General features: G+C 74.7%; 2 protein-coding genes. Both read left to right on the top strand.

All coding sequences use genetic code 11. The features are described from left to right. Positions 1–2455, top strand: a 2455-nt coding sequence (locus tag ABZW32_RS35200) for an SDR family NAD(P)-dependent oxidoreductase (RefSeq protein WP_356224250.1), incomplete at its 5' end; no start/stop codon positions are given. A 21-nt stretch (positions 2456–2476) separates the two neighbouring features. Then, on the top strand, positions 2477–18996 hold a 16520-nt coding region (locus ABZW32_RS35195; protein ID WP_356224247.1), incomplete at its 3' end, for a type I polyketide synthase.

The raw sequence follows: 18996 nt of genomic DNA, 5'->3' as shown, positions 1-18996 counted from the left end.
GCAGGCCCACACGCGGGGTGTGACCGTCGACTGGACGGCCTTCTACGCCGGCAGCGGCGCCCGCCGCGTCGACCTGCCCACGTACGCCTTCCAGCCCGTGCGCTACTGGCCCGAGCCGGCCGCCCCGCGCGGGGCGGCCCCGGCAGCCGGGGCCGGGAGCGAGGCCGACGCACGCTTCTGGGAGGTCGTGGAGCGGGCCGACCTGACCGCCTTCGCCGACGAGTTCGCCGTCGACGGGGAGCAGCCCTTCCGCTCCGTCCTGCCCGCCCTCGCCGCCTGGCGGCGCGACCGGCAGGCGCAGGCCGAGGCCGATGCGCTCCTCTACCGCGTCTCCTGGCAGCCGTTCGCCGGCCAGGACCGGGGCTCCCTCACCGGCACCTGGCTGGTCGCCGTACCGGCAGCGCAGGCGGAGGACCCCTGGGTCCGCGCCCTGACCGACCGGATCGGCGCCGAGGGCGCGCGCGTCCTGCCGCTCCCGCTCGACGTCGCCGACGGCGACCCGGCGGTGCTGCGGACCGGCCTGGAGGGCCTGCTGCGCGAGGCCGCGGCCGACCCCGGCACGGGAGCGGTCACCGCAGTCCTGTCCCTCCTGGCGCTGGACGAGCGGCCGCACCCCGAGCACCCCGGCGTACCCGTCGGGCTCGCCCTGACCGCCGCCCTGGCCTCCGTACTCACCTCGGAGCCCGCCGGCCCGGCCGCGGAGCTCGCCGACGCCCCCCTGTGGTGCGTCACCCGCGAAGCCGTGGCCGCCGCAGCCGGCGACACCCTCGGCGGGGCCACCCAGGCGCAGGTCTGGGGCCTGGGCCGGGTGTTCGCCCTGGAACACCCCGACCGCTGGGGCGGACTCCTCGACCTGCCCGCGGTGTGCGACGAGCGGATCCTGTCGCGCCTGCCCGCCGCGCTCACCGCTGCCGGGGACGAGGACCAGCTGGCCCTCCGCGCCACCGGGACGCTCGTACGACGCCTCGTACGCGGGACCACGGCGGCCGACGCGGACGGCACCCGCACGGGATCCGGCTGGAACCCGAGCGGCACCGTGCTCATCACCGGCGGCACGGGCGCCCTCGGCCGCCACGTGGCCCGGCGCCTCGCCGAACGCGGCGCGGAACACCTGGTGCTCGTCAGCCGCAGCGGCGCGGGGGCGCCCGGCGCGAGCGAGACCCGCACGGAGCTCGAAGCGCTCGGCGCGGCCGTGACCCTGGCCGCCTGCGACGTCACCGACCGGGACGCGCTCGCGGCACTGGTCGCGGGCCTGGCGGCCGACGGCACCCCCGTACGGTCCGTCGTCCACGCGGCGGGCATCTCCCAGCCGCCCGGCACCGGCACCGACCTGCCCGGGTTCGCCCGGGTCGTCACCGCCAAGACCGCCGGCGCCGTCCACCTCGACGCACTGTTCGACGCACCGGACTCCCTGGACGCCTTCGTCCTGTTCTCCTCCATCGCCGGCGTCTGGGGCAGCGGCGGGCAGGCGGCCTACGCCGCCGCCAACACCTTCCTCGACGCGCTCGCCGAGCGCCGAGCGGCCCGCGGCCTCGCCGCCACGGCGGTCGCCTGGGGCCCGTGGGCAGAGGCCGGCATGGCGACCGAGGGCGACGCGACCGAACAGCTCACCCGGCGCGGACTGCCGCCCGTGGCCCCGGCCACGAACCTGACGGCCCTGGAACGCGCCCTCGCCGGCCGGGACGCGGCGGTGACGGTGGCCGACGTCGACTGGGCGCGTTTCGCCCCGGTCTTCGCCGCGGCCCGGCCCCGCCCGCTCGTCGGCGACCTGCCCGAGGTGCGCGACGCGCTCCGCGGCGAAACGGCCGACGGTGCGACGCCCACCGGTGACGGCACGGCGGCCGACGCCGGCGCGACGCTCCTGCGGCGGCTCGCCGAACTGTCCGCGGAGGACCGCGACGGCGCGCTCCTCGACCTCGTGCGCGAGCACGCGGCGGCGGCCCTCGGCCACCCCTCCGCGGACGCCGTCGCACCGGACCGGGCCTTCAAGGACCTCGGCTTCGACTCGCTGACCGCCGTCGAACTGCGCAACCGCCTCGGCGCCGCCTGCGGCCTGCGCCTGCCGTCCAGCCTCGTGTTCGACTACCCCAACCCCCAGGCCCTCACCCGTCACCTGCTGCGCACCCTCCTCCCGGAGGGAAGCGGCGGCGGCGCGGCCGCGGCGGCCGTCGCGGACCTGGACAGCGACCCGCTCGACGCGGAGCTGCGCCGGACCCTGGCCGCCATCCCGATGGGCCGGATCCGCGAAGCGGGGCTCCTGGACACCCTCCTGGGCCTCGCCGGCTCCGGCTCCGACACCGTGGCCGCCTCCGGCCCCGGTGCGCGGGCCGCCGACGCCGGCGAATCCATCGACGCGATGGACCTCCAGGACCTCCTCGACCTCGCCCTCGACGGCGGAGGCCTCGACGACGACGGCCCCACCGGCGACACCACCACCAGCAACAGCAACTTCTGACGTGCCCGAAGTGCGGAGTAAGTGATGACCACCCCTGACGAAAAAGTCGTTTCAGCGCTGCGGGCCTCCCTCAAGGAAACCGAGCGGCTGCGCCGCCGGAACCAGGAGCTCACCGACGCCTCCCGCGAGCCCATCGCGATCGTCGGCATGAGCTGCCGCTTCCCCGGCGGGATCGGTTCGCCCGAGGACCTGTGGAAGCTCGTCGAGAGCGGCGGCGACGCCATCTCGGGCTTCCCCGCCGACCGAGGCTGGGACGTCGAGTCGCTGTACGACCCCGACCCCGACCACGCCGGGACCACCTACGCCCGGCACGGCGGGTTCCTCCACGAGGCGCCGGACTTCGACGCCTCCTTCTTCGGGATCTCGCCGCGCGAGGCCCTCGCCATGGACCCGCAGCAGCGCCTGCTGCTGGAGACCACCTGGGAGGTCTTCGAGCGGGCCGGCATCGACCCGGCGACCCTGCGCGGCAGCCGCGCCGGTGTGTTCGTCGGCGCCTCCGCCAACGCGTACGGGGCCGGCTCGGGCGAGCTGCCCGAAGGAGTCGAGGGGCACCTCCTCACGGGCACCGCCTCCAGCGTCGTCTCCGGCCGCCTCGCCTACGTGTTCGGGCTGGAGGGGCCGGCCGCCACCGTCGACACCGCCTGCTCCTCCTCGTCCGTCGCCCTGCACATGGCCGTCCAGGCCCTGCGCCAGGGGGAGTGCTCGCTCGCGCTGGCCGCGGGCGTCACCGTGCTGGCCGGCCCGGAGGTCTTCGTCGAGTTCAGCCGCCAGCGCGGCCTGTCGCCCGACGGCCGCTGCAAGTCCTTCGCCGAAGCGGCGGACGGCACCGGCTGGTCGGAGGGCGTCGGCGTCCTGCTGGTGGAGCGCCTCTCCGACGCCCGCCGCAACGGACACCGCATCCTGGCGGTCGTCCGGGGATCGGCCGTCAACCAGGACGGCGCGAGCAACGGGCTGACCGCACCGAACGGGCCCGCCCAGCAGCGGGTCATCCGCCAGGCCCTGGAGAGCGCCCGGCTCGCCCCCGCCGACATCGACGTCGTCGAGGCCCACGGCACCGGCACCACCCTCGGCGACCCGATCGAGGCCCAGGCACTGCTGGCCGCCTACGGCCAGGACCGGCCCGAGGGACAGCCGCTGTGGCTGGGCTCCCTGAAGTCCAACCTCGGCCACACGCAGAACGTCGCCGGCATCGCCGGTGTCATCAAGATGGTCATGGCGATGCGGCACGGCGTGCTGCCCCGGACCCTGCACGTCGACGAGCCGACCTCGCACGTCGACTGGGAGTCCGGCGCCGTCTCCCTGCTCACCGAGCAGCGCGCCTGGCCCGAGACCGGCCGCCCGTACCGGGCCGGCGTCTCCGCCTTCGGCGTGAGCGGCACCAACGTGCACACGATCATCGAGCAGGCCCCCGAGGCCGACCGGACGACGGAAACCGCGCCGGAGTCCGGGTCCGGCGCGCCGACGGGCGTCCCCGTCGTGCCGTGGATCCTGTCGGCGAAGGGCCGCGACGCCCTGCGCGAGCAGGCGGCACGCCTCCTCGCCCACGCCGAGGAGCACCCCGGGCTCGACCCGGTAGACGTCGCACGCTCGCTCGCCGTCGGCCGCTCGGCGTTCGAGGACCGGGCGGCGGTCGTCGCGGCGGACCGCGAGGGGCTGCTGGCCGGGCTCGCGGCGCTGGCGGAGGACGGCTCGGCGGCCGGAGTGGTGACGGGCTCGCCGCAGGGCGGGAAGCTCACCTTCCTCTTCACCGGTCAGGGCAGTCAGCGCCTGGGGATGGGGCGTGAGCTGTATGAAGCCTTCCCGGTGTTCGCGACCGCCCTGGACGAGGTGTGCGCGCGGTTCGAACTGCCGCTGAAGGACGTGCTGTTCGGCACGGACGCAGCTCTCCTGGACGAGACGCGCTACACCCAGCCCGCGCTGTTCGCGGTCGAGGTGGCACTCTTCCGGCTGGTCGAGGCCTGGGGTCTGAAGCCCGACTTCCTGTCCGGTCATTCGATCGGTGAGATCGCCGCCGCGCATGTGGCGGGAGTCTTCTCCCTGGACGACGCGTGCGCGCTGGTGGAGGCGCGCGGCCGGCTGATGCAGGCGCTGCCGGCCGGCGGCGTGATGATCGCGGTGCAGGCTTCGGAGGACGAGGTCCTGCCGCTGCTGACCGACCGGGTGAGCATCGCCGCCGTCAACGGGCCCACCTCGGTCGTGATCGCCGGTGACGAGGACGCTGCGACTGCTGTCGTGGCGGCGTTCGCCGACCGGAAGTCCAAGCGGCTGACGGTGAGCCACGCCTTCCACTCGCCGCACATGGACGGCATGCTGGACGACTTCCGCCAGGTCGTGCAGGGCATCACCTTCGCCGCCCCGCGCATTCCGGTGGTCTCGAACCTGACCGGTGCCCTGGTCTCCGACGAGATGGGCTCGGCCGAGTTCTGGGTCCGCCACGTCCGCGAGGCGGTCCGCTTCCTCGACGGCATCCGCGCCCTGGAGGCCGCCGGGGTCACCACGTACCTCGAACTCGGTCCCGACGGGGTGCTCTCCGCCCTCGCCCAGGACTGCCTCACCGACGGGAACCCCGCCTTCGCGCCGCTGCTGCGCAAGGGCCGCGCCGAGGCCGAGACGCTCGTCACCGCCCTGGCGCAGGCCCACGCCCACGGCGCCACCGTCGACTGGGCCGCGTACTGCGGCGGCACCGGCACCCGGCGCGTCGACCTGCCCACCTACGCCTTCCAGCGCCAGCGCTACTGGATCGAGCCCGGCACCCCGTCCGGCGACCTCGGCGCGGTGGGCCTGGACGAGGCCGCGCACCCGCTGCTCGGAGCCACGGTCGCCCTCGCCGACTCCGAGGGCTTCGTCTTCACCGCGCTGCTCTCGCCGACCACCCACCCCTGGCTGGTCGACCACGCCGTGATGGGCAGCGTGCTGCTCCCCGGCACCGCCTTCGTCGACCTGGCGATCTGGGCCGGCGACCAGGTCGGCTGCGACCTCGTCGAGGAACTCACCCTCGAAGCGCCGCTCGTCCTGCCCGAACGCGGCGGCGTACAGCTCCAGATGCACGTCAGCGCGCCCGACGGCGACGGAAGCGGGCGGCGTTCCTTCAGCCTTTCCTCCCGCCCGAAGGACGGTGCCACCGACGAGTCCTGGACCCGGCACGCCGGTGGTGTCCTGGCCCCCGGCGCCGCCCCGGCCCCGGCGCCGTTCGCCGCCGGGCAGTGGCCCCCGGCCGGCGCCGAGCCGCTCGACACCGACGGCCTCTACGCAGACCTCGCCGAGGTCGGCATGGGCTACGGCCCGGCGTTCCGCGGCCTCACCGCCGCCTGGCGGCACGGGGACGGCGTCTACGCCGAAGTCGCCCTGCCGGAAGAAGTCGCCTCCGCCGCCGCGGACTTCGGCCTGCACCCCGCCCTCCTGGACGCGGCCCTGCACACGCTGGGCCTGGGCGTGCTGGGCGGCACCGAGGGCGAGGGCCGGCTCCCGTTCGCCTGGAGCGGCGTGACCCTCCACGCCAGCGGCGCCGACGCCCTGCGCGTGCACCTCGCCCCGACCGATACCGGCGGCGGCGTACGCCTGGAGATCGCGGACGCGACGGGGGCGCCCGTCGCCACCGTCGACTCGCTCGTCCTGCGGGCCGTCTCGGCCGAGCAGGTCCGGGCGGCGGGCACCGCCCACCACGAGTCCGTGTTCCGGGTGGAGTGGACGGCACTGCCCGCGCCCGCCGCCCCGGTCGGCCGCTGGGCCGTCCTGGGCGCCGCGGTCCCCGCCGCCCTCCTCGGCGCGGTCCCGGCCGGCGACGCGATCACCGTCCATGCCGACCTGGCCGACCTGGCCGCCGCCGTCGAGGCGGGAGCGCCCGTCCCCGAGGCCGTCTTCGCCGCCTACGGGCAGGCCGCGGACGGGGCCGACGCCGACGCCGCGCCGGAGCTCTCCGCCGACGCCGTGCACCGGGCCGCGCACCACGCCCTGGCCCTGGCGCAGACCTGGCTGGGCGAAGAGCCCTTCACCGGCGACCGGTTCGCCGCCACCCGCCTCGTCGTCCTCACCCGGGGCGCCCTCAGCACCGGCGCCGACGGCACCGAGGCGGACCCGGCCGGCGACGCCGTCACCGAGCCCGTCACCGACCCCGTCCACGCCGCCGTCCGCGGTCTGCTGCGCTCCGCGCAGGCCGAGCACCCCGACCGGCTGCTGCTGCTCGACACCGACGCCGACGAGGCCTCCGTACGGGCCCTGCCCGCGGCCCTCGCCACCGCCCTGGCCGCCGGCGAGCCGCAGCTCGCCGTCCGCGCCGGCACCGTCCTCGTCCCCCGTCTCGCCCGCGTGGCCCGGGACGCCGAAGCGGAGCAGTCCGCCCCGGCCGGCTTCGCGTACACGCCCGGCTCGACCGTGCTGATCACCGGCGCGGGCGGCCTCCTCGGCGGCCTGATCGCCCGCCGGCTCGTCGCCGAGCACGGCGTACGGCACCTGCTGCTCGTCGGCCGGCGCGGCGGATCCACCCCCGAGGCACAGGCCCTCGGAGCCGAACTCGCCGCCGACGGCGTGACGGTGACCTGGGCGGCGTGCGACGTCGCCGACCGGGACGCCCTCGCCGCCGTCCTGGCCGCCGTACCCGCCGAGCACCCGCTCGGCGCGGTCGTGCACACCGCGGGCGTGCTCGACGACGGCGTGATCACCTCCCTCACCCCCGAGCGCCTGTCGGCCGTCCTGCGCCCCAAGGTCGACGCGGCCTGCCACCTCCACGCGCTCACCCGCGACCTCGACCTCTCCGCCTTCCTGCTGTTCTCCTCCATCGGCGGCGTCTTCGGCGGCGCCGGACAGGGCAACTACGCCGCGGCCAACGTCTTTCTCGACGTCCTCGCCCAGCACCGCCGCTCCCTCGGACTCCCCGCCACCTCCCTGGCCTGGGCCCTGTGGGCCGACGGGGCGGGCATGGCCGGCAGCCTGAGCGACGCCGACGTCAGCCGCATGACCCGCGGCGGACTGCCCCCGCTCACCTCGGCCGAGGGCCTCGACCTGTTCGACCTCGTCCACCGCCTCGACGAGCCCGCCCCCGTCCTGATGCGCGTCGACCTGCCCGGCCTGCGCGCGCAGGCCCAGAACGGAACCCTCTCCCCGCTGCTGCGCGGACTCGTACGGGTCCCCGTACGCCGCTCGGCGAACGGCGCGGCCACCGCGGGAGGACTCTCCGGCCTGCGGCAGCGCCTCGCCGGGCTGCCCGCCGCCGAGCAGGACCGCATGCTGCTCGACCTCGTGCGCAAGCAGGTCGCCACCGCCCTGGGCTACCCGGGCGCCTCCTCCGTCGAGCCGGGCCGCTCCTTCAAGGAGCTCGGCTTCGACTCCCTCACCGCCGTCGAACTGCGCAACCTCCTCGGGGAGGCCACCGGCCGCCGGCTGCCGGCCACCCTGGTCTTCGACTACCCGACCGCCACGGCCCTCGCCCAGTACCTGCGCGAGGAGATCGTCGGTGACCTCGCCGCCGACGCCGCCCTCCCGGCCCGCCGGGCGGCCGCCGCCACGGCCCGCGCCGAGGACGACGACCCGATCGCGATCGTCGCGATGAGCTGCCGCTTCCCCGGCGGCGTCCGTACGCCCGAGGACCTGTGGCGGATGCTCGCCGAGGGCCGTGACGGCATCACCGCCTTCCCCGCCGACCGCGGCTGGGACCTCGACGCCCTCTACAGCGACGACCCCGACCGCGAGGGCACCAGCTACGTCCGCGAGGGCGGCTTCCTGCACGAGGCGGCCGAGTTCGACGCACCCTTCTTCGGGATCTCCCCGCGCGAGGCCCTCGCCATGGACCCGCAGCAGCGCCTGCTGCTGGAGACCACCTGGGAGACCTTCGAACGCGCCGGCATCGACCCCACCGGCCTGGGCGGCAGCCGCACCGGCGTGTTCGTCGGCTCCAACGCCCAGGACTACCTCCAGCTGTGGCTCAACGACGGCGACGGCCTGGAGGGCCACCTCGGCACCGGCAACGCCGCCAGCGTCGTCTCCGGCCGCATCTCCTACTCCTTCGGGCTGGAGGGCCCGGCCGTCACCGTCGACACCGCCTGCTCCTCCTCCCTCGTCACCCTGCACCTCGCCGCCCAGTCCCTGCGGAGCGGCGAGTGCGACATGGCCCTCTCCGGCGCCGTGACGATCATGTCCACGCCCGGGGCCTTCACCGAGTTCAGCCGGCAGCGCGGACTCGCCGAGAACGGCCGCATCAAGGCGTTCGCCGCGTCCGCCGACGGCACGATCTGGTCCGAGGGCGTGGGCCTGCTCCTCCTGGAGCGGCTCTCCGACGCCCGCCGCAACGGCCACCCGGTCCTCGCCGTCGTCCGCGGCACCGCCGTCAACCAGGACGGCGCCAGCAACGGCCTCACCGCCCCCAACGGCCCCTCGCAGCAGCGCGTCATCCGCGAGGCCCTCGCCGACGCCGGCCTCACCGCCGCCGACGTCGACGCGGTCGAGGCCCACGGCACCGGCACGAAGCTCGGCGACCCGATCGAGGCGCAGGCGCTGCTGGCCACGTACGGCCAGGACCGGCCGGAGGGCCGGCCGCTGCTGCTGGGCTCGGTCAAGTCGAACATCGGGCACACGCAGGCCGTCGCCGGTGTCGCCGGCGTGATCAAGATGGTCATGGCCATGGGCCACGGGGAGCTGCCCCAGACCCTCCACATCGACGAGCCGACCCCCTACGTCGACTGGTCGGCCGGTGACATCGAGCTGCTGACCGAGCGGCGGGAGTGGCCGCAGACCGGCCGTCCGCGCCGGGCGGGCATCTCCTCGTTCGGCTACAGCGGCACCAACGCCCACGCCGTCATCGAGCAGGCACCGCAGCCCGCGGCCGCCACCGCCCCGGCTCCGGCTCCGGCCGGCCCCGGACTCCCGGTGCTGCCCTGGCTCGTGTCCGGCCGTACGGCGGCCGCCCTGCGCGCCCAGGCGGAACGCCTCGTCCCGACCGCGGCCGACGCCGTCGCCGCACCCGGAGGCCGGGGCGCGCTCGACCTCGGCCACTCCCTGGCCACGCACCGCGCGGCCCTGGAACACCGCGCGGTGGTGCTCGGCGCCCCCTCGGACGGCGAAGCCCTCGTCGCCCGCCTGACCGCCCTGGCCGCCGACGAGCCCGTACCGGGTCTGGTCCGGGGCACGGTGTCGAGCGGCGGGCTCGCCTTCCTCTTCACCGGTCAGGGCAGCCAGCGCCTGGGGATGGGGCGTGAGCTGTACGACGCCTTCCCGGTGTTCGCGGCGGCGCTGGACGCGGTGTGCGAGGAGCTCTCCCTCGAACTGCCGCTGAAGGAGGTCCTGTTCGGGGCGGATGCCGCACTGCTGGACGAGACGCGGTTCACGCAGCCGGCGTTGTTCGCGGTGGAGGTGGCGCTGTTCCGGCTCGTGGAGAGCTGGGGTGTGCGGCCCGACTTCGTGTCCGGTCATTCGATCGGTGAGATCGCCGCCGCGCATGTGGCGGGGGTGCTGTCGCTGGACGACGCGTGCGCGCTGGTGGAGGCGCGCGGCCGGTTGATGCAGGCGCTGCCGGGTGGTGGCGTGATGATCGCATTGCAGGCGTCGGAGGACGAGGTCCTGCCGCTGCTGACCGACCGGGTGAGCATCGCCGCTGTCAACGGGCCGACCTCGGTCGTGATCGCCGGTGACGAAGACGCTGCCGTCGCTGTCGTGGCAGCCTTCCCCGACCGGAAGTCCAAGCGGCTGACGGTGAGCCACGCGTTCCACTCGCCGCACATGGACGGCATGCTGGAGGAGTTCCGCCAGGTCGTGGCGGGGCTGGCCTTCGAGACTCCGCGCATCCAGATCGTCTCGAACCTGACCGGGGCGATCGTCTCCGACGAGATGGCCTCTGCGGACTTCTGGGTCCGCCACGTCCGCGAAGCCGTGCGCTTCCTCGACGGCGTCCGCGCCCTGGAGGCGGCCGGAGTCACGACCTTCCTGGAGCTGGGGCCGGACGGCGTGCTGTCCGCCCTCGCCCAGGACTGCCTCACGGGCGACGCGAACGTCGCCCTCGCCCCGGTGCTGCGCACCGGACGCGGCGAGGCCGAGTCCCTGGTCGGCGCCGTGGCACAGGCGCACGTGCGGGGCGTGGAGGTGGACTGGTCCGCCTACTTCGCCGGTACGGGCGCCCGCCGGATCGAGCTCCCGACGTACGCCTTCCAGCGCCGACGCTACTGGCCGGAGACCGTCCTGTCGGTCGGCGCCTCCGCCGCCGCCCCTGCTCCGGCGGTGGGCGCGGTGGACGCCCGCTTCTGGGAGGCGGTGGAGAGCGGCGACCTCAGCTCCCTGGCGTCCGAACTGCACGTGGCCGACGACGCGCGCGTCAGCGACCTCGTTCCTGCTCTGTCGGCATGGCGCCGCCAGGGCCAGGAGCAGTCCGAGGTGGACGGCTGGCGGTACCGGGTGTCGTGGAAGCCGCTGACGGACTCCGCGGGGACTTCGCGGCTTTCCGGTGTGTGGCTGGTGGTTGTTCCGGCCCATGGTGTGGATGACTCGGCTGTGGTGGATGGGCTGGCTGCTCGGGGGGCTGAGGTTCTTCGGGTCGTGGCCGAGGGTGATGCGGTGCGTGCCGCGCTGGCTGGGGCCTCGGGTCCTGTGGCTGGTGTGGTGTCGTTGCTGGCGCTGGATGAGGCCGCGGGGGTTGTCGCGACGGCCGGCCTCGTGCAGGCGCTGGGTGAGGCCGGGGTGGGGGCGCCGTTGTGGTGTCTGACCCGGGGTGCGGTGAGTGTGGGCCGTTCGGACCGGTTGGTGTCTGCGGTTCAGGCGCAGGTGTGGGGTCTGGGCCGGGTCGCTGCTCTGGAGGTTCCGGAGCGTTGGGGTGGCCTGGTGGATCTTCCCGAGGTGTGGGACGAGCGGGCCATGGCCCGGCTGGTCGGCGTACTGGCCGGTGGTCTTGCCGGTGAGGATCAGGTCGCGGTCCGGTCTTCGGGTGTGTTCGGGCGTCGGCTGGTTCGTGCGGCTGCCGGGGACACGGGCTCTTGGGCGCCGTCCGGGACCGTGCTGGTGACCGGTGGTACGGGTGCTCTGGGTGGCCGGGTCGCGCGGTGGCTTGCTGGTGCGGGCGCCGAGCGGCTGGTGCTGACGAGCCGTCGTGGTGCGGATGCGCCGGGCGCGGCCGAGCTGATGGCGGAACTGTCCGAGCTGGGCGTGGATGTGTCGGTGGTGGCGTGTGACGCCGCTGACCGGGACGCGCTGCGCGCGCTGCTCGCCGCCGAGGCCGAGGGCCTGACGGCTGTGGTGCACACGGCGGGTGTGCTGGACGACGGTGTGCTGGATGCGCTGACTCCTGAGCGGTTCGAGAGCGTGCTGCGGGCGAAGGCTACGTCTGCGCTGAACCTGCACGAGCTGACTGTCGAGCTCGGGATCGAGCTGTCGGCGTTCGTGCTGTTCTCCTCGATGAGCGGCACCATCGGCGCGGCCGGCCAGGGCAACTACGCCGCTGCGAACGCCTACCTGGATGCCCTTGCCGAGCAGCGGCGGGCCGCCGGGCTGGCCGCGACCTCGCTCGCGTGGGGTCCGTGGGCAGGCAGCGGCATGGCCGCCGACGAGGCGATGGACGCGCGGATGCGGCGGGGCGGCGTACCGCCCATGAACGCCGACCTCGCGCTCACCGCGCTCCGCCAGGCGGTCGGGTCCGACGAGGCGGCGCTGACCGTCGCCGACTTCGACTGGGCCGCGTTCGCGCCCGGTTTCACCGCGGTGCGCGCCGGACGGCTGCTCGCCGACCTGCCCGAGGCCGAGGCCGCCACCCGTGGTGCGGAGCGCGCCGAGGACCGGACCGAGCGTACGGGTTCGTCGCTCGCCGAGCAGCTCCACGGCCTGTCGGCCGGGGACCGGGCCCCCTTCCTCCTCGACCTGGTGCGTACGCGGGTCGCCGAGGTCCTCGGGCACTCCGGGGCGGATGACGTCGAGGCCGGGCGGGCCTTCCGCGAGATCGGTTTCGACTCGCTCACCGCCGTCGAGCTGCGCAACCGGCTCGGCGCCACCACCGGCCTGCGGCTGCCCGCCACACTCGTCTACGACTACCCCACCCCGGCCGCACTGGCCGGCTACCTGCTCGCCGAGCTTCTCGGCGCGCAGACGGAGGCCGCCGGCCCCGTGGCCACGGTGGTCGATGACGACCCGATCGCGATCGTCGCGATGAGCTGCCGCTTCCCCGGCGGCGTGCGGACGCCCGAGGACCTCTGGCAGCTCCTCGCCTCCGGCACCGACGCGATCGCCGAACTCCCCCTGGACCGAGGCTGGGACCTCGACGCCCTCTACGACGCCGACCCGGGCGCCCAGGGCACCTCGTACGCCCGTGAGGGCGGCTTCATCTACGACGTCGCCGACTTCGACGCCGACTTCTTCGGCATCTCGCCGCGCGAGGCCCTCGCCATGGACCCGCAGCAGCGCCTGCTGCTGGAGACCTCGTGGGAGGCCTTCGAGCGCGCCGGCATCGACCCCGAGACGCTGCGCGGCAGCCAGGCCGGTGTCTTCGTCGGCACCAACGGGCAGGACTACCTGTCGGTGCTCCTGGAGGAACCGGCCGGTCTCGAAGGCCACTTGGGTACCGGCAATGCCGCGAGCGTCGTCTCCGGACGGCTGTCGTACGTGTTCGGGCTGGAAGGCCCGGCGGTCACCGTCGACACGGCCTGCTCGTCCTCGCTGGTCGCCCTGCACTGGGCGATCCAGGCCCTGCGCAACGGCGAGTGCTCGATCGCCCTGGCCGGCGGTGTCACCGTCATGTCGACACCGGGCACGTTCATCGAGTTCAGCCGTCAGCGTGGTCTGGCCGCCGACGGCCGGATCAAGGCGTTCGCGGAGGGTGCGGACGGGACCGGCTGGGGTGAGGGTGTCGGCATGCTGCTCGTGGAGCGGCTGTCGGACGCGCGTCGCAACGGGCATCCGGTGCTGGCGGTGGTGCGGGGTTCGGCCGTCAACCAGGACGGTGCGAGCAACGGCCTGACGGCCCCGAACGGGCCTTCGCAGCAGCGGGTGATCCGCGCGGCGCTGGCCAGTGCGGGCCTGTCGGCCGCCGAGGTGGACGCGGTCGAGGCGCACGGTACCGGTACCACCCTCGGTGACCCGATCGAGGCGCAGGCGCTGCTGGCCACCTACGGCCAGGACCGGCCCGAGGGGCAGCCGCTGCTGCTCGGCTCGGTCAAGTCCAACATCGGGCACACGCAGGCCGCAGCCGGTGTGGCGGGTGTGATCAAGATGGTCATGGCCATGCAGCACGGGCAGCTGCCCGAGAGCCTCCACATCGACCGGCCGTCCCCGCAGGTCGACTGGGAGGCGGGCGACATCGAGCTGCTGACCGAGCGGCGGGAGTGGCCGGAGACCGGGCGTCCGCGCCGGGCCGGCATCTCCTCGTTCGGCTTCAGCGGCACCAACGCCCACACGATCATCGAGCAGGCCCCGTCCGCGGAGTCCGGCGCGGACACCGCCGCATCCGTGGACCCGGGCCTCGCGCCCCTGCCGCTGGTGCTCTCGGCGAAGGGCGCGGCGGGCCTCCGGGCCCAGGCCGACGGACTGCGGGCGCGACTGCTCGCCGACCCCGGGCTGCGCCTGTCCGATGTCGCCAGGACCCTGGCCGTCGGCCGATCGGTGTTCGAGGACCGGGCGGCGGTCGTCGCGGCGGACCGCGAGGGGCTGCTGGCCGGGCTCGCGGCGCTGGCGGAGGACGGCTCGGCGGCCGGAGTGGTGACGGGCTCGCCGCAGGGCGGGAAGCTCGCCTTCCTCTTCACCGGTCAGGGCAGTCAGCGCCTGGGGATGGGGCGTGAGCTGTATGACGCCTTCCCGGTGTTCGCGACCGCGCTGGATGAGGTGTGTGCGCGGCTCGACCTGGACGTACCGCTGAAGGACGTGCTGTTCGGGGCGGATGCCGCGCTGCTGGACGAGACGCGGTTCACGCAGCCGGCGTTGTTCGCGGTGGAGGTGGCGCTGTTCCGGCTGGTCGAGTCGTGGGGCGTGAAGCCCGATTTCTTGTCCGGGCATTCGATCGGTGAGATCGCTGCCGCGCATGTGGCGGGGGTGCTGTCGCTGGATGACGCGTGCACGCTGGTGTCCGCGCGTGGGCGGCTGATGCAGGCGCTGCCTTCGGGCGGTGTGATGATCGCGGTGCAGGCTTCGGAGGACGAGGTCCTGCCGCTGCTGACCGACCGGGTGAGCATCGCCGCGATCAACGGGCCGCGGTCGGTCGTGATCGCCGGTGACGAGGACGCCGCGACCGCGATCGTGGAGGCCTTCTCGGACCGGAAGTCCAAGCGGCTGACGGTGAGCCACGCGTTCCACTCGCCGCACATGGACGGCATGCTGGACGACTTCCGCCAGGTGGTGCAGGGGCTGTCCTTCGCTGCCCCGCGCATCCAGATCGTCTCGAACCTGACCGGGGCGATCGTCTCCGACGAGATGGGATCGGCGGACTTCTGGGTCCGGCACGTCCGCGAAGCCGTCCGTTTCCTCGACGGCATCCGCACCCTGGAAGCCTCCGGGGTCACCACGTACCTCGAACTCGGTCCCGACGGTGTGCTCTCCGCCCTCGGGCAGGAATGCCTCAGCGTGGACGGGGCCGCCTTCGTGCCCCTCCTCCGCAAGGGCCGTCCCGAGGCGGAGACGGCGATGACCGCCCTGGCGCTGGGCCACGTCCGTGGCATCGGGGTCGACTGGCGTGCGGTCCACGGGACCGGCGCCGTACGCGTCGACCTGCCGACCTACGCCTTCCAGCGTCAGCGCTACTGGCCGCAGACGCCGCTCGTACGACGCGGCGGGTCGCAGGCCCGGACCGGGATCGACGGGTGGCGCTACCAGGTCTCGTGGAAGCCGCTGACGGACTCCGCCGCCGGTGCCGGCCTGTCCGGTGCCTGGCTGGTCGCGGTGCCCGCCACGGGTGTGGACGCGACGGCCGTGGTGGACGCGCTGGCCGCGCGCGGTGCCGAGGTACGCCGCCTCGTGGTCGAGCCCGGTACGGACCGGGACGCGCTGGCCGGGCTGCTGGCCGTGGCCGGCCCCGTGGCCGGTGTGGTGTCGCTGCTGGCGCTGGACGAGGCCGCCGGGGTCGTCGCGACGGCCGCCCTCGTGCAGGCGCTGGGCGACGCCGGGGTGGAGGCGCCGTTGTGGTGCCTGACCCGGGGTGCGGTGAGTGTGGGCCGTTCGGACCGCCTCGTCTCGGCCGTGCAGGCGCAGGCGTGGGGTCTGGGCCGGGTCGCCGCTCTGGAGGTTCCGGAGCGCTGGGGTGGCCTGGTGGACCTTCCCGAGGTGTGGGACGAGCGGGCCATGGCCCGGCTGGTCGGCGTACTGGCGGACGGGAGCGGCGAGGACCAGGTCGCGGTCCGGTCCTCGGGCGTGTTCGGGCGGCGTCTCGTGCGTGCCGCCGCCCTCGCGGCGGAATCCCCGTCGTGGGCGCCGTCCGGGACGGTGCTGGTCACGGGCGGTACGGGTGCCCTCGGCGCCCATGTGGCGCGCTGGCTGGCCGGCGCGGGCGCCGAGCGCCTGGTGCTGACCAGCCGCCGGGGCGCCGACGCGCCCGGCGCCGCCGAGCTGGCGGCGGAGCTCTCGGAGACGGGCGTCGAGGTGTCGGTCGTGGCGTGCGACGCCGCCGACCGGGATGCGCTGCGTACGCTCCTCGCGGCGGAAGCCGACACGCTGACCGCCGTCGTGCACACCGCCGGCGTCCTCGACGACGGCGTGCTCGACTTCCTGACCCCCGAGCGGTTCGAGAGCGTGCTGCGGGCCAAGGCGGATTCCGCCCTCAACCTGCACGAGCTGACCGCCGAGCTCGGCATCGAGCTCTCCGCCTTCGTGCTCTTCTCGTCCGTCACGGGTACCTGGGGCACGGCCGGCCAGGCCAACTACGCCGCCGCCAACGCCTACCTGGACGCCCTCGCCGAACAGCGGCGGGCCGCCGGGCTGGCCGCGACCTCGATCGCCTGGGGTCCGTGGGCCGAGGGCGGCATGGCAGCCGACGGGGCGCTGGAGTCCCGCATGCGCGAGGGCGGCGTGCCGCCCATGGCGGCCGGGCCGGCCATCGGCGCCCTGCACCGCGCCCTCGACGCCGACGACACGGTCGTGACCGTCGTGGACGTGGACTGGGACCGCTTCGCCCCCGGCTTCACCGCCGGGCGCGCCGGCCACCTCCTCGCCGAGCTGCCCGAGGCGCGTGGCGCCCTCGCGGCCCGCGCGGGCACCGACGGCCGGTCCGACACGGCCACCGACGGCCGCGACTCCCTCGCCGGCCGGCTGGCGGGCCTGTCCGCCGCCGAGCGGGACCGGATGCTGCTCGACCTGGTCCGCAAGGAGGTCGCCGCGGTCCTCGGCCACACCGGTGTCGAAAGGGTCGGCGCGGGGCGGGCGTTCAAGGAGCTGGGCTTCGACTCGCTGACCGCCGTCGAACTGCGCAACCGACTGGGCACGGCCACGGGGCTGCGGCTCCCGGCCACGCTGATCTACGACTACCCGACCTCCGCCGACCTGGCCGACCACCTGCGCGGCGAACTGCTGGGCACGGGCGATGCGGCGGCCCTGGCGGTCGCGTCGGACCGGACGGGCGGGGCGGTCGAGGACGACCCCATCGCGATCGTGGCGATGAGCTGCCGCTTCCCCGGCGGGGTGCGGACCCCGGAGGACCTCTGGCGACTGCTGGCGTCCGGTGGCGACGCGATCGGCGAGTTCCCGGCCGACCGCGGCTGGGACGCGGAGGAGCTGTTCGGGCCGCGCTCCGAGCAGGAGGACGCGTACGCCCGCGAAGGCGGATTCCTCTACGACGTGGCGCAGTTCGATCCCGGCTTCTTCGGGATCTCCCCGCGCGAGGCCCTGGCGATGGACCCGCAGCAGCGTCTGCTGCTGGAGACCTCGTGGGAGGCCTTCGAGCGGGCGGGCATCGACCCGTCGTCGCTGCGCGGGAGCCAGGCCGGCGTGTTCGTCGGCACCAACGGGCAGGACTACCTCTCGCTCGTGCTGAACTCCGCCGACGGCGGCGACGGCTTCATGAGCACCGGCAACTCCGCGAGCGTCGTCTCCGGCCGGCTGTCCTACGTCTTCGGCCTCGAAGGCCCGGCCGTCACCGTCGACACCGCCTGCTCGGCCTCGCTCGTCGCCCTGCACCTCGCGGTGCAGGCGCTACGCAGTGGCGAGTGCTCGATCGCCCTGGCCGGCGGTGTCACCGTCATGTCGACGCCGGGCGCGTTCGTCGAGTTCGCCCGGCAGGGCGGCCTCGCCGCCGACGGCCGGATCAAGGCGTTCGCGGAGGGTGCGGACGGTACGGGCTGGGGTGAGGGTGTCGGCATGCTGCTCGTGGAGCGGCTGTCGGACGCCCGTCGCAACGGGCACCCGGTCCTCGCGGTGGTGCGGGGTTCGGCCGTCAACCAGGACGGTGCGAGCAACGGCCTCACGGCGCCGAACGGGCCTTCGCAGCAGCGCGTCATCCGTGCCGCCCTCGCCAGCGCCGGCCTGTCGGCCGCCGAGGTGGACGTGGTCGAGGCGCACGGTACGGGGACCCGGCTGGGTGACCCGATCGAGGCGCAGGCACTGCTGGCGACGTACGGCCAGGAACGGTCGGCACACGAGCCGCTGCTGCTCGGTTCGATCAAGTCGAACATCGGTCACACGCAGGCTGCTGCCGGTGTGGCGGGTGTGATCAAGATGGTGCTGGCGATGCAGCACGGGGTGCTTCCGCAGACCCTGCACGTGGACGCACCGACCCCGCACGTCGACTGGACGGCGGGCGACATCGAGATTCTGACCGAGCGGCGGGACTGGCCGGAGACCGGCCGCCCGCGCCGGGCCGGCGTCTCCTCGTTCGGCGTGAGCGGAACGAACGCGCACACCATCCTGGAGCAGGCGCCCGAGGAGCCCGAGGCTGATGGGGCTGCCGAGATCGCGGGCGGTTCCACCTGGCCGTGGATCCTTTCGGGCAGGACGCCGGCCGCCCTGCGCGACCAGGCCGCCCGGCTCCTCGCCCACCTCGGCGATCAGCGGCCGGCGGACGTCGGCCACTCGCTCGCGACCGGCCGGGCCCTGCTCGACCACCGGGCCGTGATCGTCGCCGGGGCGGAGGAGGAGTACTGCGAGGCGCTCACCGCGCTGGCGGCGGGCGACTCCGCCGCCGCGCTGACGCAGGGCGCGGCCACCACCGAACAGCAGGTGGCGTTCCTGTTCACCGGTCAGGGCAGCCAGCGGCCGGGAATGGGGCGTGAGCTGTACGACGCCTTCCCGGTGTTCGCCGATGCGCTGGACGCGGTGTGCGCACGGCTGGACCTCGAACTGCCGTTGAAGGAGGTTCTGTTCGGTTCCGATGCCGAGGTGTTGGACCGTACGGAGTTCACGCAGCCGGCGTTGTTCGCGGTGGAGGTGGCGCTCTTCCGGCTCCTGGAGTCGTGGGGTGTGCGGCCGGACTTCCTGTCGGGTCACTCGATCGGTGAGATCGCCGCCGCGCATGTGGCGGGAGTCCTGTCGCTGGACGATGCGTGCACGCTGGTGGCGGCGCGAGGCCGTCTGATGCAGGCGCTGCCGGCCGGTGGTGTGATGATCGCGGTGCAGGCTTCGGAGGACGAGGTCCTGCCGCTCCTGACGGACCGGGTGAGCATCGC

It is taken from the genome of Streptomyces sp. NPDC004667 (genome assembly GCF_040609475.1).
Taxonomy (GTDB): domain Bacteria; phylum Actinomycetota; class Actinomycetes; order Streptomycetales; family Streptomycetaceae; genus Streptomyces.
This window is presented reverse-complemented; position numbering and strand designations above follow the sequence as displayed.